At 72.5% G+C, this 21,228-nt stretch carries 19 protein-coding genes; 10 read left to right on the top strand and 9 right to left on the bottom strand.

The genetic code is table 11. The features are described 5' to 3' along the window. Positions 1-116: 116 nt before the first annotated feature. On the top strand, positions 117-950 hold the full coding sequence (locus tag D5H75_RS26905; RefSeq protein WP_202638540.1) for an ATP-grasp domain-containing protein: 834 nt from the start codon (positions 117-119) through the stop codon (positions 948-950). Between the two features lie 134 nt (positions 951-1,084). On the opposite strand, the gene D5H75_RS26900 is transcribed toward D5H75_RS26905, so the two are convergent. Genes D5H75_RS26900 through D5H75_RS26885 form a run of 4 tightly spaced genes read right to left on the bottom strand, consistent with a single transcriptional unit; the run spans position 1,085 to position 4,421 of the window. Further along, positions 1,085-1,846, bottom strand: a complete 762-nt coding sequence (locus D5H75_RS26900; protein ID WP_119929333.1) for an SDR family oxidoreductase — start codon at positions 1,844-1,846, stop codon at positions 1,085-1,087. 9 nt (positions 1,847-1,855) lie between these two features. After that, positions 1,856-2,632 (bottom strand): SDR family oxidoreductase, encoded by a 777-nt coding sequence (locus D5H75_RS26895; protein WP_119929332.1) that lies wholly within the window; start codon positions 2,630-2,632, stop codon positions 1,856-1,858. Further along, positions 2,629-3,792, bottom strand: a complete 1,164-nt coding sequence (locus D5H75_RS26890; protein WP_119929331.1) for an acyl-CoA dehydrogenase family protein — start codon at positions 3,790-3,792, stop codon at positions 2,629-2,631. The genes D5H75_RS26895 and D5H75_RS26890 overlap by 4 nt, the downstream gene beginning before the upstream one ends. Then, a complete protein-coding gene (locus D5H75_RS26885; RefSeq protein WP_242454540.1) occupies positions 3,789-4,421 on the bottom strand; it encodes a flavin reductase family protein in 633 nt (210 codons plus the stop codon). The genes D5H75_RS26890 and D5H75_RS26885 overlap by 4 nt, the downstream gene beginning before the upstream one ends. Positions 4,422-4,592: 171 nt before the next feature. Between D5H75_RS26885 and D5H75_RS26880 the strand changes: the two genes are divergently transcribed. From D5H75_RS26880 to D5H75_RS26870, 3 genes are read left to right on the top strand one after another with little or no spacing between them, the layout of a single operon-like run. Then, positions 4,593-5,759, top strand: coding sequence for a thiolase C-terminal domain-containing protein (locus D5H75_RS26880; protein WP_119929329.1), 1,167 nt, complete (start codon positions 4,593-4,595; stop codon positions 5,757-5,759). Then, positions 5,756-6,151 carry a Zn-ribbon domain-containing OB-fold protein gene (locus D5H75_RS26875; RefSeq protein WP_242454539.1) on the top strand — a complete coding sequence of 132 codons (396 nt, stop codon included), beginning with the start codon at positions 5,756-5,758 and terminating at the stop codon, positions 6,149-6,151. Before D5H75_RS26880 ends, D5H75_RS26875 begins: the two co-directional genes overlap by 4 nt. Further along, positions 6,148-7,950: an FAD-binding protein gene (locus D5H75_RS26870; RefSeq protein ID WP_119929328.1), complete on the top strand. Its 1,803-nt coding sequence runs from the start codon at positions 6,148-6,150 to the stop codon at positions 7,948-7,950. The genes D5H75_RS26875 and D5H75_RS26870 overlap by 4 nt, the downstream gene beginning before the upstream one ends. A 27-nt stretch (positions 7,951-7,977) precedes the next feature. On the opposite strand, the gene D5H75_RS26865 is transcribed toward D5H75_RS26870, so the two are convergent. Beyond that, the gene (locus D5H75_RS26865) at positions 7,978-9,000 is read right to left on the bottom strand and encodes a DMT family transporter (RefSeq protein ID WP_119929327.1); all 1,023 of its coding nucleotides are present in this window, start codon (positions 8,998-9,000) and stop codon (positions 7,978-7,980) included. A 145-nt stretch (positions 9,001-9,145) separates the two neighbouring features. Between D5H75_RS26865 and D5H75_RS26860 the strand changes: the two genes are divergently transcribed. Beyond that, positions 9,146-10,291: a DUF6986 family protein gene (locus D5H75_RS26860; RefSeq protein ID WP_242454538.1), complete on the top strand. Its 1,146-nt coding sequence runs from the start codon at positions 9,146-9,148 to the stop codon at positions 10,289-10,291. Positions 10,292-10,325: 34 nt separating this feature from the next. On the opposite strand, the gene D5H75_RS26855 is transcribed toward D5H75_RS26860, so the two are convergent. Genes D5H75_RS26855 through D5H75_RS26845 form a run of 3 tightly spaced genes read right to left on the bottom strand, consistent with a single transcriptional unit; the run spans position 10,326 to position 12,335 of the window. Further along, the gene (locus D5H75_RS26855) at positions 10,326-11,000 is read right to left on the bottom strand and encodes a copper homeostasis protein CutC (protein WP_119929326.1); all 675 of its coding nucleotides are present in this window, start codon (positions 10,998-11,000) and stop codon (positions 10,326-10,328) included. Between the two features lie 16 nt (positions 11,001-11,016). Next, positions 11,017-11,541 (bottom strand): GNAT family N-acetyltransferase, encoded by a 525-nt coding sequence (locus D5H75_RS26850; protein WP_202638539.1) that lies wholly within the window; start codon positions 11,539-11,541, stop codon positions 11,017-11,019. Between the two features lie 44 nt (positions 11,542-11,585). Further along, positions 11,586-12,335: a GntR family transcriptional regulator gene (locus D5H75_RS26845; RefSeq protein WP_119929325.1), complete on the bottom strand. Its 750-nt coding sequence runs from the start codon at positions 12,333-12,335 to the stop codon at positions 11,586-11,588. A gap of 912 nt (positions 12,336-13,247) precedes the next feature. On the opposite strand from D5H75_RS26845, the gene D5H75_RS26835 reads away from it, so the two are divergent. After that, a complete protein-coding gene (locus D5H75_RS26835; protein WP_119929323.1) occupies positions 13,248-13,658 on the top strand; it encodes a sensor histidine kinase in 411 nt (136 codons plus the stop codon). A 12-nt stretch (positions 13,659-13,670) separates the two neighbouring features. Here D5H75_RS26835 and D5H75_RS26830 read toward each other — a convergent pair whose 3' ends face one another. Beyond that, the gene (locus tag D5H75_RS26830) at positions 13,671-15,134 is read right to left on the bottom strand and encodes an acetyl-CoA acetyltransferase (RefSeq protein ID WP_119929322.1); all 1,464 of its coding nucleotides are present in this window, start codon (positions 15,132-15,134) and stop codon (positions 13,671-13,673) included. A 432-nt stretch (positions 15,135-15,566) separates the two neighbouring features. Between D5H75_RS26830 and D5H75_RS26825 the strand changes: the two genes are divergently transcribed. From D5H75_RS26825 to D5H75_RS26810, 4 genes are all read left to right on the top strand, one after another. Then, positions 15,567-16,613, top strand: coding sequence for a trypsin-like serine peptidase (locus tag D5H75_RS26825; protein WP_119929321.1), 1,047 nt, complete (start codon positions 15,567-15,569; stop codon positions 16,611-16,613). A gap of 586 nt (positions 16,614-17,199) precedes the next feature. Next, positions 17,200-18,471 carry a trypsin-like serine peptidase gene (locus D5H75_RS26820; RefSeq protein ID WP_119929320.1) on the top strand — a complete coding sequence of 424 codons (1,272 nt, stop codon included), beginning with the start codon at positions 17,200-17,202 and terminating at the stop codon, positions 18,469-18,471. A gap of 117 nt (positions 18,472-18,588) precedes the next feature. Further along, positions 18,589-19,701, top strand: coding sequence for a trypsin-like serine peptidase (locus D5H75_RS26815; protein ID WP_119929319.1), 1,113 nt, complete (start codon positions 18,589-18,591; stop codon positions 19,699-19,701). A 187-nt stretch (positions 19,702-19,888) separates the two neighbouring features. Beyond that, entirely contained in the window at positions 19,889-20,971 is a 1,083-nt protein-coding gene (locus tag D5H75_RS26810) for a trypsin-like serine peptidase (protein ID WP_119929318.1), read from the top strand. The last annotated feature ends 257 nt before the right edge of the window (positions 20,972-21,228 follow it).

Genomic DNA, 21,228 nt, shown 5'->3' with positions numbered 1-21,228 from the left:
CTGGTTTTTGCACGCTCCTCACCGGCGCTCGGGAACGTGCGAAGGCGATCCCATATCGTCCTGGTTTCGCCATGCCCGTACCATTGCGTCACTGTTCACGCCCCCGGAGGCCCTCCATGCGCGTCGCTTACGTCACCTTCGAAGACCGCGAGGTCGACACCGAGATCCCCGTCGTGCTCGGGGCGTGGGCGGCGGAGGGGCTGGACGGCGAGGCGCTGCGCTGGGACGACGCCGAGGCCGACTGGTCCGCCTTCGACGCCGCGGTCATCCGGTCCACCTGGGACTACGTGCCGCGCCGCGCCGAGTTCACCGCGTGGGCCCGCCGTACGTCGCAGGTGACCCGCCTCTTCAACCCGGCCGGCGTGATCGAGCGCAACACGGACAAGACCTATCTGCGCGACCTGGCCGCCGCCGGGATCCCGATCGTCCCGACGGAGTGGTTCGGCCCCGGCGACGAGCCGGTCCTCGCGAACGACTGGGCCGAGACCGTGGTCAAGCCCAACGTGTCCGTGGGCGCGCAGGACACCAGCCGCCACGACTCGCGCGAGGGGGCGACCGCCGCGATCCGCGCGATCCAGGAGTCCGGCCGGACCGCGATGGTCCAGCCCTACCTGGACATGGTCGAGGCCGAGGGCGAGACGTCCCTGCTGTTCTTCGGCGGCCGGTACAGCCACGCCGTACGGCGTCCCGCCATGCTGGCCAGGGACGGCTCCGGGGCCCTGGCCACCGGCGACCCCCGCGAGGCCGCCGCCGACCAGCTCGAACTGGCGCGCGCCGTGCTGGCCGAGATCGGCGAGCCCCTGCTGTACGCCCGCGTGGACCTCGTGCGCTCGGCCTCCGGCGACCCCCTGCTGATCGAACTGGAGCTCACCGAGCCCCACCTCTTCCTCGCGGCCCACGAGAAGGCCCCCGCCCGCTTCGCGGGAGCCCTCCGCGACCTCCTCGCCTGACCGCCGCCCGCGCCTCGGCCCGCGCCTGCGCCCGCGCACGCCGTACGGCCCGCGCCCGCCGGAGAGGCCGGCGCGAGCCGTACGGCGGGACGCGGCGCGGACCGGGGCGGACGGGCCGGACGGGCCGTCCGCGGTCAGCCGTGGGTGGACAGGCCGCCGTCCACCGGGATGACCGCGCCGGTGAGGTAGGAGCCGGCGCGGGAGGCCAGGTAGATCGCGGTGCCGGCCATGTCCTCGGGGCGGCCGATGCGGCCCATCGGGACGAAGTCGGCGACGGCCTGGCGGAGTTCGTCGGTGGCGAGGGCGAAGGCCATCATCTTGCTCTCGAACGGGCCGGGGGCGATCGCGTTGACCGTGATGTGCTCCTTGACCAGGCGGTGCGCGAGCTGGCGGGTGAGCATGTGGACCGCCGCCTTGGAGGCCGCGTAGGGGTAGTTCTCGGTCTCGGGCACGCGAATGCCGTCCACGGACCCGATGTTGATCACGCGGGCGGGGTCGTCGGGGGCCGCCGCCTTGCGCAGCAGCGGCAGTATCGCGACCGTCAGGTAGTAGACGCCCTTGACGTTGACGTTCCAGATCTTGTCGAAGCCGTTCTCCGGGAAGTCCTCCAGCGGCGCGCCCCAGGCGGCCCCGGCGTTGTTGACCAGCACGTCCAGCTTCGGCTCGCGGCCGGCGATCTCGCCGGCGAACCGGTCCGCGCCCTCGCGGGTGGACAGGTCGGCCGGGATCGCGGTCACGCCGATGGAGGCGGCCGCCCGCTCCAGCTCGTCGGTCTTGCGGGAGCAGATGTAGACCCGCGCCCCCGCCTCCGCGAAGCCGGTCGCGATCATGAGCCCGATGCCGCGCGAGCCGCCCGTGACGACGACGCTCTTACCCTCTACCGAGAACAGGTTCATGCAACCGCATTATGGGTGCCGATCCGAGACCGACACCACCTCTCCGGTCATATAGGACGAGTAGTCGCTCGCCAGGAAGACGATCACGTTGGCGACCTCCCACGGCTCGGCCGCGCGCCCGAACGCCTCGCGCGACTCCAGCTCCGCCAGCGTCTCCTCGCTCGCCACCCGGGACAGGAACGGGTGCATCGCCAGGCTCGGCGCGACCGCGTTCACGCGCACGCCCGAGGGGGCGGCCTCCAGCGCGGCGCACCGGGTCAGCGCCATCACCCCGGCGTTGGCCGCCGCGTAGTGCGCCTGCCCGGCCCCGGCCCGCCAGCCGGCCGCGCCCGCGGTGTTCACGATCACGCCCTTGCGGCGCGGCAGCATGTGCCGCAGCGCCGCGCGCGTGCACCGCATCGTCCCGGTCAGCGTCACGTCCAGCACCGCGTGCCACTGCGCGTCGGTCATCTCCGCCAGCGTGGCCGTACCGCCGAGGCCGGCGTTGTTGACCACGACGTCCACCCGCCCGTGGGCCCGCGCCGCACGGTCGAACAGGTCCTGGACCTGCGCCTCCTCGGTCACGTCGCACGGCACGGCCAGCGGCTTGACCCCGGTCAGCTCGGCGAGCGACTCGGCGGCCTCGGCCAGGCGGCGTTCGTGCCGGTCGCTGACCACGACCGTCGCGCCCTCCTCGGCGCAGCGGCGGGCGGTCGCGTAGCCGATGCCCGCCCCGGCGGCCGCGGTCACCACCGTGACGCGCCCCTCCAGCAGTCCGTGCGATCGGGGATACGCCGGTGTCGTCACCGCGGCTCCTTCGGCAGACCGAGGGTTCTCTCCGCGATGATATTCCGCTGGATCTCGCTCGACCCCGCGTAGATGGTGTCCGCCCGGCTGAACAGGTAGAGCCGCTGCAGGTCGCCCGGCTCCGGATCGGCGACCAGCCCCTCCGCGCCCTGGACGGCCATCGCCAGCTCGCCCAGCCGCCGGTGCCACTCCGACCAGTACAGCTTCGCGATCGAGACCTCCGGCCCGGGCTCGCCCGCGCCGAGCGAGCGCATCGTGCGCAGCGCGTTCAGCCGCATGATCTCCAGCTCGACCCAGGAGCGGACCAGCTCGTCCCGGAGCACCGGGTCCCGCGCGGCCCCCGTGCGCTCGGCGGTCTCGATCACCCGGGCCAGCTCCCGCCGGAACCCGATCTGCTGCCCGAGGGTGGACGCGCCCCGCTCGTACCCCAGCGTCGCCATCGCCACGCGCCAGCCCTGGCCGGGCTCGCCGACGACGTTCGCGGCGGCCGTGCGGGCGCCGTCGAAGAAGACCTCGTTGAACTCGGACGTGCCGGTCATCTGCACGATCGGCCGCACCTCGACGCCGGGCCCGCGCATGGGGACCAGCAGGTAGGACAGGCCGTGGTGCCGCCGCGACCCGGGCTCGGTCCGCGCGAGCACGAAGCACCAGTCCGCCACGTGCGCCAGGCTCGTCCACACCTTCTGCCCGGTGACGACCCACTCGTCCCCGTCCAGGTACGCCCGGGTCTGCACGTTCGCCAGGTCCGACCCCGCGTCCGGCTCGGAGTACCCCTGGCACCACAGCTCCTCGCCGCGCTGGATCGGCGGGAGGAACCGGCGTTTCTGCTCCTCGGTGCCGTGGTCGAGGATCGTGGGCCCGATCAGCCCCTCGCCGATGTGCCCCACCCGCGCGGGTGCGTCCGCCCTGGCGTACTCCTCGTGGAAGATCACCTGTTCGGCCAGGCTCGCCCCCCGCCCGCCGTACGCCACGGGCCAGCCCAGGCAGGTCCAGCCCGCCTTGCCGAGGTGGCGTTCCCAGCGGACGCGCAGGTCGTGGCCCTCGTGCTCGCGGCCGGGGCCGCCGAGGCCGCGCGCGTCCGCGAACTCGCCGGTGAGGTTCTCCTCGAGCCAGGAGCGGACCTCGTCCCGGAACCGCTCCAGGTCCTGGGCGCCGCTCACGCGTGGAAGCGCCCGTACGCGCCGCGGAAGAAGACCAGCGGGCCGTCGCCGTTCCCGTGGGTGTTCAGCTCGTGCACCCGGGCGACGACGATGACATGGTCGCCGGCGACGTACTCCGCCTCGATGGAGCAGTCGATCCAGGCCAGGGCGCCCTCCAGGATCGGGGTGCCGCTGGGGGAGGGGTTCCACGCCAGGTCGCGGAACTTGTCGCCGCCCTTGGCGGCGAGCTGCCGGCAGACCGGGAGCTGCTGCTCGCCCAGGATGTTGATGCAGTGCCGGGCGGCCTCGCGCACCTTCGGCCAGCTACTGCTGGTGTGCGCCACGCAGAACGCGACCAGCGGGGGGTCGAGCGAGACCGAGGTGAAGGAGTTCGCCGCGAGCCCGCAGGGCCCGCCGCTCTCGGGGTCGATCGCGGTGATCGCGACCACGCCGGTGGCGAAGTGCCCGAGAACCGAGCGGAAGTGGTCTCCGTTCACCGATCCGTCCGCCCCCTGTGCGCCGTTGGGAGAGTACGGCTCCGCCGCCGCCGTCCCGGTGGCGGTGTCGTGCACGGCGACGAGGCGGGGGCGTCGTCCGCCTCCGCCCGCCGCGAACATTCGCGCCGCGGCCGAATGGGCTCCCTCGGGCATGACCCGTATCCCTTCTTCTTACCAAGCGCTTGCTTGGACGATATGAGCGTGCCCGCACGGGTGTCAAGCGCGATGGTCATCGCGGCATGGCCCGCGCGTTGACAGCCTCCGGGGCGCTACCTAGCCTCGGATTGTGCCCAAGCGCTTGTTCAAGTATCTCCGGCGGCTCCCGTGAGCGCCCCCGGATTCCGCGACCGGACGGCCGTCGCCGGCGTCGGCTACACGCCGTTCTCCAAGAACTCCGGGGTCAGCACGCTCACGCTCGCGGCGCGGGCCGTGCTCGCCGCCCTGGAGGACGCGGGCCTGGGGCCGGACGACGTGGACGGGCTGGCCACGCACCGCGTGGGGGACTCGGCCGCGCCGTGGCTGGTCGCCTCGGCGCTGGGCATCCGCGAGCCGAGCTGGTACCTCGACCAGTTCGGCGGCGGCAGCGTCTCGCACAGCGTGGTGGGGCAGGCGGCGCTGGCGGTCGCGAGCGGCATCGCCAGGACCGTGGTCTGCTACCGGGCGATCAACGCGCGGTCGGAGTTCCGCATGGGCGGGACCGGGCGGGCGGTGCCGGTCAGCCCCGAGGTGCAGTACCAGGCGCCGTACGGCTTCTTCGCGCCCCCGCAGCAGTACGCCATGTACGCCCGCGCGCACATGCTGAAGTACGGCACGAAGGAGGAGCACTTCGGGCGGCTGGCGGTGACCCAGCGGGCCAACGCGGTCAAGAACCCGCGGGCCCTCATGCGCGACCCGATCACCCTGGACGACTACCTCTCCTCACGGTGGATCGCCGAGCCGTTCCGCCTGCTGGACTGCTGCCTGGAGACCGACGGCGCCTGCGCCCTCGTGGTCACCACCGCCGAACGCGCCCGCGACCTGCGGCAGCCCGCCGTCACGATCTCCGCCGCGGCCTGGGGCGGCGGCGACTCGTTCCTCTCCGGCGGCCGCGCCGACGTGACGGTGACCGCCGCCGCCGAACTGGCCCCCCGCCTGTACGCCATGGCGGGGGTGCGGCCGCGCGACATCGACGTGGCGCAGATCTACGACTGCTTCACCTACTCCGTGATCGTGCAACTGGAGGACTACGGCTTCTGCGGGAAGGGGGAGGGGGGCCCGTTCGTCGCGGACGGGCACACCTCGCTGGACGGCGACCTGCCTGTGAACACCCACGGCGGGTTCCTCTCGGAGGGATACGTGCACGGAATCAACCACATCGCGGAGGCGGTCTCACAGCTCCGGGGCCAGGCGGGCGACCGCCAGGTGCCGGGCGCGGAGGTCGCCCTGTCCACCGCCCAGCCCGGCTACATCCTGCCCGCGACCTCCGCCCTCATCCTGCGGGCCGACCGGTGACCGAGCCGATGCGCCCCGTGCCCGACCGGGACTCCGCCGCCTGGTGGGAGGCCGTGCGCAGGCACGAGCTGACCGTGCAGGTCTGCGACGACTGCGGCACGCCGCGCTTCCCCGCCCGGGCGGTCTGCCACCGCTGCCGCTCCTTCGCCTGGAGCTGGCGTCCCGCCGCCGGCACCGGCCGCGTCGTGAGCTGGGTGGTCACCCACCAGGTCTTCGCGCCGGCGTTCGCGGGCGCCGTGCCGTACACGGTCGTGCTGGTGCGCCTGGACGACGCCGAGGACTGCCTGATGCACGGCGGGTTCACCGGGACCCCTTCCGCCGATCTGCCGGTGCGGGCGCGGTTCGACGACGTGGGGGACGACCTCACGCTGGTGAACTGGGTCCCCGCATGAGGATCGCGGTCCTGGTCAAGCAGGTGCCCAGGTTCGAGGAACTGCGGCTCGGGCCCGACGGGCGGCTGTTGCGCGCGGGCCTGCCGCTGGAGATGAACCCCTACTGCCGCCGCGCCGTGGCCAAGGGCGCCGAGCTGGCGCGCGGGAGCGGCGGCCGGTGCACGGTGTTCACGCTGGGCCCGCCCGAGGCGGAGGAGGTGCTGCGCGAGGCCGTCGCCTGGGGCGCGGACGCGGGCGTGCTGATCACCGACCCCGCGTTCGCCGGCTCCGACACCCTGGCCACCGCCCGCGCGCTCGCCGCCGCGCTGCGCCGCGCCGGCCCGTTCGACCTGGTGATCGCCGGGCTGAACTCCGTGGACGCCGACACCGGGCAGGTCGGGCCCCAGCTCGCCGAGCTGCTGGGCCTGCCGTTCCTGTCCGGCGTGCGCGAGCTGGCCGTGGACGGCGTACGGCTGAGCGCCCGCTGCGAGCGCGACGACGGATACCTTCACGCCCGCGTGGCCCTCCCGGCGGTGATCAGCGCGGCCGAACGCCTCTGCGACCCGTGCAAGGTCCCGCCCGAGCGCCGCGCGGTGGCCGGGGACCGGATCACCCGGCTGAGCGCGGCCGACCTCGGGCCCGGCCCGTGGGGGCAGGCGGGCAGCCCGACGCGCGTGGGCGAGATCCGGCTGCTCGACGTGCCCCGCCGCCGCCTGCGCCTGACCGGCCCCGTCCGCGACCAGGTCCGCACGGCCGTCGCCCTGCTCACCGAGAGCGGCGCGCTCAACGGCCGCCGCCCCGCCGTACCGGCCGTGGCGCTGGACACGGGCGGCGATCTCGGGCTCGGGCTCCCGCCCGCGGGGAGCGCGGAGGCCGGTGGCGCGGAGGAGGCGGCCGGCGCGGAGCCGGTCGTGGCGGTGGTGGCCGAGCCGGGGCGGGAACGGCTGACGCGGGAACTGCTCGGGGGCGCGGCGGCGCTCGGCCGGGCGGTGCTGATCACCGCGGAGGAGACGGACGCCGAGGCGGCCTGGGCCTGGGGCGCGGGCGAGGTGGTGGAGCTGCGGCCCGCGCCGACCCCGGAGGACGTCGTGGACGGCGTGACCGCGTGGGCCCGGCAGGCCGCGCCGTGGGCGGTCCTCGTGCCGGCCACCTCCTGGGGGCGCGAGGTGGCGGCGCGCGCCGCCGTACGGCTCGGCGCGGGGCTGACCGGGGACGCGATCGAGCTGGACCGGCGCGACGGGCGGCTGGTCTGCTGGAAGCCGGCGTTCGGGGGCGGCCTGGTGGCGGCCGTGACCGCGGACTCGCCGGTGCAGATGGCCACCGTGCGGCCCGGCGTGCTGCGGCCCGCCGGACCCCGCGCGGGAGGGCGGGCGGAGCGCCGTGTCCACCGGGTGAAGGCCCGGCCCCGGGTGACCGTGGAGCGGCGGATCTGCGAGGACGACCCGGGCAGGCTGGCGATGGCGCGGGCGGTCGTGGGCGTCGGGCAGGGCGTGGACCCGGCGCGGTACGGCGAGCTGACCCCGCTGCTGGACCTGCTCGGCGCGGAGCTGGCGGGCACGCGCAAGGTCACGGACAAGGGGTGGCTGCCCAGGTCCCGGCAGATCGGCATCACCGGCCGGGCGGTGTCGCCGGACCTGTACCTGGTGCTGGGCTCCTCGGGGCGGTTCAACCACGTGGCGGGGATCCGGGGCGCCCGGTTCGTGATCGCGGTGAACGCCGACCCGGCCGCCGAGGTCTTCGACGTGGCGGACGTGGGCGTGGTGGGGGACTGGGCGGAGGCCGTCCGCCACCTGGTGGAGGAACTGCGCTCCCGGGGATGAGGGCGGGCCCGGCGGACGGCCGCCCGGTCACGCGCGGCCGGGGACGCTCTGGTGGCACGGGCAGGTCACGGCGTCCTTCGCGGCCGGTTCCGCGCCGGCCCGGTGGTCCCCGGCCCGGGGTTCGAGGCGGGTGAAGACCGCGAGCGCCGCCACCGCCAGCACGAGCCCGCCCACCCGCAGGGCCAGCGGCTGCGCCTCGTCCGGCCAGCGCTCGCCGTACACCAGCGGCCCCACGGTGACCAGGTAACTGTGCGCGGCGACGTTCTTGATCGGCACGACGACCGAGATACGGCAGCGCTGGAGGGCGATCTGCAGGCCGCCCAGCGCGATCGCCGCGACCACGACCATGACATAGGGGTACGGCGTGGCCAGCGCGGCGACGCCGAGCCCGCCCGAGCCCGCGAGCACCGCCAGGCCCTTGATCCCCAGCTCGGAGACGCCGAACAGCACGCCCACCGCCACGCCGTACGCCAGCCCGGCCAGCGGGCGCGCGTGCCTGCCGCGCTCGCTGAGATCGCCGGTGAGGAAGATCAGGAGGGCGGCGGCGACCGACGGCACCGCCACGGCCAGCAGCAGCGAGGGGTCCCCGGCCGCCCCGGCGCGCTCCCCGCCGGTGCCGGAGAACGCCAGCAGCGTCATGGCCAGGCCGATCAGCGCCAGCGCGGTCAGGTCGCGGCGGGTCAGGCGCTCGCCCAGCACCCACACGGCCAGCGGCACGAGGATGAGGAGGCTGGCGGCCAGGATCGGCTGCGCGACGCCGAGCGGGAGCCGGGTCAGCGCGGCGATCTGGAGCGCGACCCCGCCGAGGAGCACGGCCAGGCCGCCGAGCCAGGCCGGGCTGGTCAGGATCGTCCGGGCGAGATGGACCACGCGGGTGCCGCGCAGCGGCGGCATCCGGTCGGCGGCCAGCTTGAAGACGACGAAGGCGGCGTTGTAGGCGAGGTTCGCCAGCAGTGCGAGCAGCGCGGGCAGGGCCGGCAGCGCGGGCAGGTCGGTCAGCGTGTGCAGGTCGGGCAGGGCGTGGGCGGGCAGGGCGTGGGTCGGCTCCATGGGCGGTCTCCGTCTCGGGTGCGCCCGTCGAATCTCACCGCCGCCGCCCCCGACGTCTACGACGGCGGGTGACAAGCCGGTGACGGAAACGTGCGCGAAGGTGCGGGTTCGACCGGTGATCGGCGCCAGGTCTAGGCTGCGCACCGTGAAGCGCACGCTCGCCACCCCCGCACTCGCCGCCGTCGAAGCCGCCCATCGGGAACAACGGCGGCGCTTCCCTGGCCCTCCCGAGGGCCGGCAGCCCGTCCACACCGTGTACGTCCCGGCGGACCGACTCACCGAGCACACCGTCCGCGACCTGGGCGTCGAGGCGCTGCGCCTGTTCCGGGCCCACGACGCCGCGGCCGCCTGCGACGTCGCCCCCGGGCTGGCGGACGCCGTACGCGCCAAGGTCGAGGCCAAGCTGCGCGCCGAGCCGGTCGAGGACCTGCGCGTGGACTTCGAGGACGGGTACGGCACGCGCCCGGACGCCGAGGAGGACGCCCACGTGCTGTCGGCGGCCGGGGCCGTCGTCCGCATGCGCGAGGCCGGGACCCTCCCCAGGCGCTGGGGCCTGCGGATCAAGTCCTTCGCCGACGGCGCCTGGGATCGCGGCGTGCGCACCCTGGACGGGTTCCTCACCGAGATCGTCGCCCGCGCCGGTCAGCTCCCGCCGGGCTTCGTGGTGACCTTCCCCAAGGTGATGATGCGGGAGTACCTCGACGCGTTCGCCGAGATCCTGGCCGATCTGGAGATGGGCCTCTCCCTGCCCCCGCGCACGCTGCGCTTCGAGATCCAGGTCGAGGCCCCGCAGACCGTGCTCTTCCTCCTCCAGGGCGCGCCGGAGTGCGACGGGCGCGTGGCCGCGGCCCACTTCGGCGTCTTCGACTACACCGCCGCCTGCGGCCTGGCCCCCCACGAGCAGCGCCTGGACCACCCCGCCTGCGACTTCGCCCGCCATGTGATGCAGGTGGCCTTCGCCGGCACCGGGGTGGAGCTGTCCGACGGCTCCAGCAACATCGCCCCCGTGACGGACGCCGACGTCCCGGCCGTCTGGCGCGCCCACGCCGCCCACGTCAGGCACAGCCTCTCCCACGGCTTCTACCAGGGCTGGGACATGCACCCCTCCCACCTGGTCAGCCGCTTCACCACCGCCTACGCCTTCCACCTGGCCGGCTTCGACGCCTACGCCGAACGGGTCCGGGCCTGGCGGGAACGGCAGGCCACGGACACCGGCGTCATGGACGAGCCCGCCACCGTCAAGACCCTGGCCGCCCACCTCCGCCGGGCCGCCGCCGCCCTTCCCGGCTGACGGCGGGCCCGGGGGAGGGCCGCGGGTTCCGGGGTCAGGCGGTGTCGAGGAGGTCGCGCCACTCCCTCACCAGCGCCTCGTCCACCGGGGCGGACCAGGAGGAGCGCACCGGGGACCCGACGTGGAAGGCGCGGACGCCGTACGACTTGAGCGGGGCCACGTGATCGCGGGAGAGTCCGCCGCCCGCGAGGATCAGGCCCGCGTCGGCCGCGCGCGAGCGCAGGACGTCCAGGCCGTCGGCCACGCCCCGGGGGGAGCCCGAGGTGAGGACGGTGTCCAGGCCGGGGAACTCCCGGACCACGCGCCAGGCCGCCTCGGGGCGGGACGCGTTGTCGACCGCGCGGTGGAAGGTCCACGGGAGCGGGGCCACCGCCTGGGCCAGGGCGAGGGTGGCGGAGACGTCCACCATGCCCGCGTCGTCGAGGAAACCGAAGACGAAGGCGTCGGCGCCGGCCGCCCGCAGCTCGCCCGCCTGGTCCGACAGCGCCGAGAGCTCGTCGCTCGATGCGGTGAACCCGGCGTTGGAGCGGAGCATCACGCGGAGGGGGAGCGAGCACTCCGCCTTGATCGCCTTGACCGTCGCCACGCTCGGCGTCAGGCCGCCGGCCGACATGTCGGACACCACTTCCAGGCGGTCCGCCCCGCCGGCCTGCGCGGCGGCGGCGTCGCGGGCGTCGAGCGCGATTACCTCGAACAACACGTGATCCATGCCTCGACCCTAAGGGTCAGGCGGGGACCGGGGCCTCGCGGGTCTCGTCCAGGATGTAGAGGCCCTCGGGGTTGAGCCGTACGGTGCCCGACCGCTGGAACAGCGCGCCGGAGGCCCGGTGCGGCAGGTCCACCGTGCGGACGTGGCGGAACTGGAGCTTGAGGTAGTACCGCTGCAGGCGCTTGTTCTTCTTGGAGCAGTCCAGCCGGAGCCAGCGGCGGCCGGACATCAGGACGCGCCCGCCGGCCCAGTCGAGCAGCGCCTCCCCGATCCCAAGGCCGGAGCAGGCCCGGTTGACCGCGAGCTTGTGCACGTAGAGGGCGTTCTCCGGCAGGTCGCCGGGGTGCCAGAACTCCGGGTCGGCGTACCCGTCCAGCGCCACGGTCGCGGCGGGGCCGGTCAGGTCGTCCGAGAGCAGCACGAAGAACACGCCCTCCGCGATGAGCGGCGTGATCCGGGACGCGGGGAAGCCGTCCCGCGGCCACTGGTCGATGCCCTGGCTGTGGAGCCAGGCCGCCGCGTCGGCCAGGAGTGCGAGCACGCTTGAGAGATCGCCGGGGTTCGCCCGGCGAAGAGTGAACACACTCAACGTTCCAGCTCGTACCTGATGGTGTGTTTGTCGGCGGGCAGAACCGACACAGCGACGCGGACGGGCACGTCGTGTGGGTCGTACCCCGTGCGGACGAATACGACGACAGGGGTCCCCGGCTCCAACTGGAGCCGCTGGCTCTCCTCGGGGGTCGGCATGCGGGCCCAGATGTCGTCGACGAACCTCTTCTGGGGGTGACCGAGCGCCTCCAGCACCCGGTTGGCGCCCTGCATGATGTCCGGAGGGTGCGCGATCGCCGAGTCGCGGACGATGTCGAGCGGGAAATAGGAGTCCGCGGTGTTGTAGGGCTGCCCGTCCACGAGCCGCAGGCGCCGCCGTACCATCGCCGAGTCCCCCTCGTTGAGGCGGAGCCGGCTCGCCACCTCCTCGGGGGGCACGACGATGTGGACCTCGATCTGCTGGCTGAGCCTGCGGCCCTCGCCCTCGACCGCCGTGAGGAACGCCTCGCGCCGCGGCGCTCCGGGCGCGAGCCCGGCGAGCTCGTCCTGGGGGCGCATGCGCAGTGGCCGTCGGTCGCGCACGATCGTGCCCCGGCGGGGGGCCCGGCTGACGAGCCCCTCGGTCTCCAGCTCGCGGAGGGCGAGCCGGACGGTGTTGCGGCTGACCTTGTGGGTGTACATCAGGTCGGATTCGGTGGGGAGCTGGGCGCCCGGACCGAGCTCACCGCTGTATATAGCCTGGCGCAACTCCGAGGCCAATTGCTCATACAGCGTCGAGCGTGCCACTCCGTCCCTCTCCCTGCCCTTTTGTACCTACGAATCTAAGGGATCCCACGGTTAGAACAAACAGAACAATCTCAGTCAAGCCCTTGACCGCCCGCCCGCCCGGGCGCATCATCCAAATGTTGGTACAAATCCAATGAAAGGCCCAACGGTGTCGGCGGTGCGAGCTCCATACCTGGCCTCACGCGATCCAGGCGAAGCCACGAGGCTCCTCCGCTACGCGTTGCACCGGCACGGATTCACACACACCTACCAGAGCGACGGCAGAGGTATGAGCGTTCTGTCCGTTTGCGAGGAAATCACGGTCTGGTGCAGGAATGGAGCGTTCCACTGGCGTGAGGACGGCGTCCCGGCCACCCACCCCCTCGACGACCCCGTGGGCGCGGCGCGGCTGATCGCCCGTCGGCACTCCCACGACAAACCCCAAGAGAGGGCTGCGTCCTACCCGGAGGAGCAGCCCGCACCCAGCCCGGAGCGGCAGACAGCCTGAAGGAATCCGTCCCTCGCCAGGCCTTCAGGCGCCGCGCGGGCGGTCGACGCGGCCCCGACGGGCCCCCACCCCGTCGGGGCCGCCGATCTCTCCCGGTCCTCCCAGGGCTCCCCGCCCGCCCCCGGCCCGCGCCGTCCCGCGCCCGCCGCGTCCCGATCCCGCACGGCCGGCGCCGGGCCCCATCCCGTACGGCTCGCGCGGCCCCGGCCGCCGAGTCCGCGCCCTCCTCTCCCCGGCCCTGCCCGCGCGGGCCGGGCACGCCGCGCCGGGGCGGCGCGCGGAGCGGTGCGGGGCGCTCTATCCTTCAATCCAGGATCGCGGCGGTCACGGTGATCCGCCCGGGAGGGGAGGGCCCGGACGGGTGCGGACGGGCCGGCGCGGGTGACATCGGGAGGGGAACATGCGAGCGGCCCCTGGCGCGCGAGATGCTTGATCAGCTTCATGTCTTCGACGGCCGCGACCTGGGCCGGACCCTGCGCGAGCACCTCACCGCCTGGTCCGGGCGCACCGGCGTCGGCCTGGAGATCTGGGCCCTGCCCACCCGGGACGTGCCCGCCGCCCGGGCCAAGGCCGTCTACGCGATCATCGCCGAGGCCGTGGCCAACGTCGAGGCGCACAGCGGGGCGCGGACCGTCTCCGTCGCGGTGACCTCGGGCGACACCGCTCTCAGCTTCACCGTCCGCGACGACGGCCGCGGGTTCGCGCCCGAGCACCGCACCGGGGGACGCGGCCTGGCCCGCATGAAGGCCCACGCCGCTGCCCTGGGCGGCGATCTCCGCGTCGGCACCGCCCCCGGCCGGGGCACCACGATCTCCGGCGTCGTCCCCCTGCGCTGACCGCCGCGCCGGTCACCAGGTCGCGACGTTGACCGCCCCGTCGGGCGCGAGCCGTACCTTCTGGCCGACCAGCTCGCGGGACTCCGCGTCGGCGATCAGGTCCGCGTCGCGCACGTGGGCGTACGCGCGGTCCCCGCCTGGCAGTTCCACCGCCAGCAGCCCCACCTCGGGGGCCCCGTCGCGGCCGTGCGCCACGGTGTACGCGACCACCCCGGCCGGTCCCTCGTACACGTCGCGGATCGGCACGGGCTCGGCGCGGTGGACGGGCTCGGCGGAGTACTCCCCGGAACCGCCGGGCTCGGTGGACCAGACGGCGTAGGCGTGCTTGGTCATGTGCATCCCGACCCCGGTGACCAGCCCGTGCCCCCCGGCCGCCCGCAACCGCCCGGCCATCGCCGCGGTCGAGTGGAGGACGTACGCGCTCCCCGGCCCCCCGGCGTACGGCAGGCCGCCGGTGACGGTGACGCCGCGCGGGTCCGCGGGGGACAGGCCGGTCGCCTCGCACGCGAACCGCACCGCCACGGCGAAGCAACTGTAGAGGTCCAGCGCCGTCAGGTCCTCCGGCCCGACGCCCGATCGCGCGAACGCGGCCCGCGCCGCCGCCCGCATCGCCGGGGACGAGCCCGGCACGGGACGGGCGGCGACCTCCCAGGTGTCCTCGGCGTAGGCCCAGCCGCGCAGGTGGACGCGCCTGTCCTCGGCGATCCCGAGGGCGTCGGCCAGCCCGGCGCTCACCAGGATCACCGCCGCGGCCATGTCCACCTCCATGACCGCCACCGTGCGCTTGGTGTACGGCCAGCCCACGATCCGGTTCTCCGGCGACGGCGTCACCAGCTCCTCCGGCGTGCGCTCGTGCGGGAACCAGGCGTGCGGGTTGGCCGCGGCGACCCGCGTCATGCCCGCCATCAGCGCGCCCCGGTCCGCGCGCTCCCGATCCAGGGTCTCCCCGGTCCTGGCCCGGCGGGCGGTGTCGAGCATCGCGTACGTGTGCACCGGCAGGATCAGCCCGTGGGCGAGCTCGGTCTCGGCCGGGGGCCGCTCCCAGCCGTACGGCGGCTTGGGGTCGGCCGCGTGACTCCACCGGGCGTGCTCTCCGGCCCGGCGCAGCTCGCGGCGGGTGGCGAGCGCCTCGGCCCCGGTGACGAGGGCCGCGTCCAGTTCCCCGGCGGCGATCCGGGCGGCGGCGTCGCCGATGAGCACGTGGGGGGCGGTGCCGCTGACGGTGGAGTAGCGCCGGTGCCCGGGCGGCGCCCCGATCCGCTCGGCCAGCCGCCCGCACGGGTCGTCGTACTGCCAGGACTCGGTGTAGACGACCTGCACCGAGCCCAGCCGCCCGAGCAGCCCGGGCGCGCCCGCGTCCTCGGCGGCCTCCCGCGCGACCCGCTCCCACAGGTCGAGCGGTTCCGGGCCGGGCCGGTCGCGGACGGTGTGCTGGGCGACGCCGACGAGAACCGGCGTACGTGGATCGATCGGCACGCGAACACCTCCGGTCGGGGGCCTGTGCCGCCATGCTAACCGAACGCCATTCGGTTGACCTGGGCTTCCGCCGCGCACCGCTGTGCCGTACGGGAAGGGTGTGATGGGAAAGGGTGAATGCGAGAAGAGTGGACGGCCGTTAAGGGTGTAGAGCAATGACGGAATGATTCCCGCGCGCGGCCATTGCCGGTGAATTCCGCTCCACGTCTGATTCCGCGATCGGCTGTCGTGCCTCTACCTGGGCGGATGTCGAAATACGCGATCAAGTGCGGCGGGTCTCCGAATAACGAACTCATACCGAGGGGATGCATTTTCGGCTTATCCCAAGATTTCCCCCATCTCCGGCAAGATCCATTCAGTACGGTTCTCATCATTTCTTCACGGGCGAATGGGGCGCGAGAGGCGTCTCACGACGGCAGAGAAGGGAACCGCATGGGTACCCGAGCACGACGCCTGGCCATCCCCCTCGCGGGCGCGTTCGCCGCGTCCGGCCTGGCCGGCGCACCCCTCACCGGCGCGGCTCACGCCGTGGCCGCGGACGAGGTCCAGGTCCGGGCGGCGGGCGACGCGGAGAAGGCCCGCGCGTTCTGGACCGCCGCACGGATGCGCGCGGCCCAGAGCCGCACCGAGACCCTGAGCGCCGGGGCGGCGGCGGACGGCGCGCGGCCCGCGCCCGCGCGGGCGGTCGCCCCCGACGGCCCGCCCGGCTCGGTGCCGCCGGGCGGGCCCTCCTCGCCCGGCAAGGGCAAGGACGTGAGCCCGCCCCGCACGACCGGCAAGGTCTTCTTCAGGTTCGCCGGCGATCCGCGGCTGTACTGGTGCTCCGCGAGCTCGGTGAACGCCCCGGACCGCTCGCTGGTGGCGACCGCCGGCCACTGCGTCTACGACACCGACACCAGGCGCTGGGCCGAGGACTGGATCTTCGTCCCCGGGTACCGCCAGGACAAGGCCCCGTACGGCGTCTACGCGGCCGCGCGCTTCAACGCCGACGACGACTACGTGAAGCGGTCGGACTACGACTACGACTACGCGTTCGTCAACGTCACCCGCGACCTCACCGCGACCAGGCACCGCCGCCTCGGCGACGTGGTCGGCGCCCAGGGCCTCACCTGGAACAGGAGCGCGAAGGTCACGGTCTTCGCCTTCGGTTACCCCGCCGGGCCGCACCCCGACGGCGACCGGCCGTACTCCGGCCACACCGTCAAGTGGTGCTACGGCACCACGGCCGCGATGCCCAAGGTGAAGAAGTTCAAGGTCGAGCGCCACATCGGCCTGCGGTGCGCGTTCACCGCGGGCGGCAGCGGCGGCCCCCTCCTCGCCGGCTACCGCAACGCCACCGGCCGCGGATACCTCAACGGCGTCGTGAGCCTCGCCTGGGACACCGACGGGAACGGCCGCTACGACCGCGCCTCCACGTCGTACTTCAACGGCGAGACCCACGCCGTCTACAAGACGGCCACCCGGAAGCGCCCCAAGTAGACGCTCCTCCCCGGACCCCGCGGGCGCGCCCCGCAGGGGACACCAGGGGACACCAGGGGGAACACCTCAGGAAGACAGGGCCCGGCTTCGTGCCGGGCCCTGTCTGTGTGTCCCTATATATAGGGGCTTGTCCCTATATATGTACGGCTGTCGCGCGGGCGGCCAGGAGGGTAGCCGAGTGGGCGGCCGGCTCGGGCGAAGTTGGTGGAAAAAATCTGAAACCGGATGGAACGGGAGGGACGGGTGCTCCCGTCCAAGGATCTGAGGGACCCGAAGGGCTCCTGAGGGCAGTGTGACGTAGGTCACGTTTGAACTGTCACGTTCTGTGCTGTCCGACGCCGCTCGGGGGGTGCCGGCGACCACGGGTAGATCATCCTTGACCTGCGGGGATGTGCCCACAGATGCCCCCTTGGTCACACAAGTTCGCTTCGGAAACCCTTGTAACGGCCCGGTATCAGGCTGGCGAACTTTCGGGATTCAAGTGGATCTGCCCTACATGGACCAAGATCCACCATGTACGTTCCTGGTCATCCCTTTACTGACGCATGGGACGTAAGTGACGTCTCACGACAGCGCAAGGAGCTACATGAACTCCCGAGCAAGGCGCCTGGTGCTCCCCCTGGGCGGGGCGGTCGCCGTCTCCGCCATGATTGGCGCCACCATGGCCGGCACCGCGTCTGCGGCGCCGCTGCCGAAGGGCAAGGCCGACGCCCTCCCCATGGCGGCCAGCAGCACTGACGCCGCCAAGGTCGTCAACTGGTGGACCGCGAACAAGGGCGCGAACCTTGTCAACGCGAAGTACTTCGACAACGACGCTGAGCTGAAGAAGGGCCAGTTCGGCAAGACCGGTAAGATCACCGGCACGCCGGGTGGCGGCGGCAGCGTCCCCCCGATCGGCGGCGAGAACAGCAAGCCGTCGGCCGCGGCCAAGCACGTGAACCTGCCTTACTCCGTGGGCAAGGTCTACTTCGAGATCAAGGGCCAGCCCTACTGGTGCTCGGCCTCCTCGGTGCAGTCCAAGTACCGCAACCTGGTCGCCACGGCCGGTCACTGCGCGTACGACACGGACGAGAACGCCGCGGCCGACTTCTGGATGTTCGTCCCCTCCTCGTGGGACGCCACCAAGATCGAGGACTGGTTCGAGGACGGCAAGGGCAAGGCCCCCTTCGGCTTCTACGTCGGCCGCATGCTCAACATGCACCCCGACTACGACGTCTTCGAGGACTACGACCGCGACTACGCGTTCGTCAACGTGTACAACGGCACCGTCCCGGTGCACGGGTACATCCTCAAGACCGACGAGTCGCCGGGTGGCGTGTCCGGCATCCCCGCCTCCGAGTGGGAGAAGCTGCCGGCCGACAAGAAGGCCCTCTACGAGGCCGGCATCTACCTGGCCGACCTCGGTCGCCTGGGTGACAACGTCGGTGGCTCGGGCCTCGCCTGGAACCAGCCGGCCAAGCGCACCTACTTCACCTTCGGCTACCCGCAGGGTGCGCACCCGGACGGCGACACGCCGTTCTCGGGCCGCACGATGAAGTACTGCTACGGCACCTCCAAGGCGATGCCGGCGGCGGCGAAGTTCAACGTTCAGGAGCACATCGGGATCAAGTGCCCGATGACCGGCGGCGCGTCCGGTGGCCCCTGGCTGATGAACTACGACCAGAAGAAGCGGGTCGGCTACATCAACGGTGTCAACAGCCTCGCCTGGGACACCGACGGCAACGGCCGTTACGACCACAACTCCAGCCCGTACTTCGACGGCGAGACCGCTGCCGTCTACAGCTACGCGGCCAACCTGTGGACGCCGGCCATCGCCAAGGAGCTCGGCGGCCGCGGCCCGTCCATCGGCACCAAGTAGTCAAGGTTTTCCACGGATCTTCTGATCCAAAGGAATCCCTGGGAACGGGGTCCGGCTCCTGCCGGACCCCGTTTTCCTTCCATGAGAAAGATGATCTTCACAGCCTGAGGTAGCACGATGCACCCCCGAGCACGCCGCTGGACGCTGCCCCTGGCCGGGGCGATCGTCGCTGTCGGCGTGGTCGCGGCGCCGGCCGCCTCCGGCACGACCTCGAACGCGCCCGCCGTACGGCGGGCCGAGGTGGTCAAGAGCCTGCCGATGGCGCCGACCCCCGCCGACGCGCAGAAGATCATCCAGCGCTGGAACCCCACCAAGCTCAAGCGGGCCACCAGCTACGCGGCGGGAGCCGTTCCCGCCGCCCGGACGGCGTCAGCGCCGTCCGCCGTGAAGTCCTCCCAGAACCCCGCGACCGGGGCGGCCCAGTCGTCCGTGCCACCGGCGTCCGCGCCCAAGCCGCAACGCGGCATGACGGCGGAGCCGCTGACGGGCAAGCGGGTCCCGGCGCCGGCCAGCGCGGGCAAGGTGTTCTTCGAGATCGGGAACCGGGAGTTCTGGTGCTCCGCGATCGCGTTGCAGGCCAAGCACCGCAACATGGTCGCCACCGCCGCGCACTGCGCGTTCGACGCGGTGAGGCGCGAGCCCGTGAAGTCCTGGGTCTTCATTCCCGCCTACTCCGAGGGCAAGTCGCCCTACGGCATATACGTCGGCCACACGCTCAGCCTGCACGGTGAGTTCTGGGGCGGCGCCGACTACGACTACGACTACGCGTTCGTGTCCGTGCACGACGGCGTCCGCTGGTCCGGGGGCAAGACGCGCTCCGCGGGACGGCTCGGCGACAACGTGGACGGGCAGGGCATCGCCTGGAACAGGGGCTCGAAGGTCGCCGTGCACGCCTTCGGCTACCCCGCCGGCCAGCACCCGAACGGCTCGGCCCCGTACGACGGCAAGGTGATCAAGTCGTGCTCGGGCGCGAGCGGATCGATGCGGCCGGCCCCGGCGTACAAGCTCGACCTCGGCCTGGGCATCCCGTGCTCCTTCACCAAGGGGGCGAGTGGGGGTCCCTGGCTCATCTCGTACAACCCGGCCACCAAGGTCGGTTACCTCAACGGCGTCAACAGCCTCGCCTGGGACGGCGACGCGGACGGCCGCTACGACCGGATCTCCTCGCCCTACTTCAACGCGGACACGTATGCGGTGTACCGGGCGGCCAACGAGATCAGGAGCGGCTGACCTGCGTTATCGCCCCGTGACCGAGTCGTGACGCCGATAACGAATCCATCTCGCCGAGGTGTGAAGTGATCCACTTTAAGGCGAAATGTCCGGATGAGTGGGATCTTCCTCTAGTACGGTTCTTTACCGTCTCTTTAGTGACTCATGGGGCGCACGGGGCGTTCCCAGGACACTGACAAGGAGCTCAATGACTTCCCGAGCAAGGCGCGCCATCGTCCTCGGTGGCGCAGTGGCCGCCACCGCCGTGGCCGGCGCGACGCTGACCAGCACCACCGCGAACGCCGCCAAGTTCGCCCCCAAGCGCATCACGATGGTCTCCTCCGAGGCCGCCGCCCAGTCCGTGGCGCAGTACTGGACTCCTGCCAACCTCAAGGCCGCCAAGAGCTACACGGACGTCGTGTACATGAAGGGCAAGTTCAAGCCCGGCTCCGGCAAGGTCAGCAAGGACGGCGGCGCCGGCTCCGTCGCCCCGGGCGCCCCCGGCGGCTCCTCGGGTGGCTACGCCCGCAACGTCAACCTGCCCTACACCGTGGGCAAGGTCTTCTTCCGGGTCAACGGCCAGCGCTACTGGTGCTCGGCCTCCTCGATCCAGTCGAAGTACCGCAACCTGGTCGCCACGGCCGGTCACTGCGTCTATGACACGGAGACCAACCGCCTCGCGGACCGCTGGGTCTTCGTCCCGGCCTACAAGGACGGCAAGGCTGCCTTCGGCATCTACGTCGGCCACACGCTGAACCTGCACCCCGACTTCGAGGTGTTCGAGGACTACGACCGCGACTTCGCGTTCGTCAACGTCCACAGCTCCTTCGTCTGGGACCGCAACGGCAAGCTCCAGCGGGACGAGAAGGGCAAGCCGGTCCGCGTCCGCCTGGGCGACCAGGTCGGCGGCCAGGGCTTCGCCTGGAACCAGGACCCCAAGTCCACCGTCTGGGCGTTCGGCTACCCGGCCGGCAAGCACCTCGACGGCGACCAGCCGTACTCCGGCCACACCATGAAGAGCTGCTACGGCTCCGGCAAGGCCATGCCGGTGGCGGCCAAGTTCAACGCCCAGGAGCACGTCGGCATCAAGTGCGCCTTCACCCCTGGCGCGAGCGGCGGCCCCTGGATCAAGAACTACAACCAGAGCAAGCGCGCCGGTTACATCGTCGGCGTCAACAGCCTGGCGTGGGACACGGACGCCAACGGGCGTTACGACCACATCTCCAGCCCGTACTTCGACGGCCAGACCGCGGCGGTCTACAACTACGCCGCCAACCTCTGGACCAAGTAGTACAGGTAGTGCGACCTGGTTCACCCCTCGGTGCGAGGCCCGGCATCCCGCCGGGCCTCTCCCTTTTTTCGTGCCTGGAAGGCCCCGCGAAAGCCGTACTAATAGGACAAAACGGACTAAAGATCAAGTAACGTCAAGATCTCGGGACGGTGGCCGTTCGGACTCCTACCCCAAGGAATCGCCATAAACCGGACGATCTTCTTGTAGCGTCCAAAAGGACCTTAACCGCTCACGAGCACCCTCAAGCATCGTGACAG

Source organism: Bailinhaonella thermotolerans (genome assembly GCF_003594875.1).
Taxonomy (GTDB): Bacteria; Actinomycetota; Actinomycetes; order Streptosporangiales; family Streptosporangiaceae; genus Bailinhaonella; species Bailinhaonella thermotolerans.
This window is presented reverse-complemented; position numbering and strand designations above follow the sequence as displayed.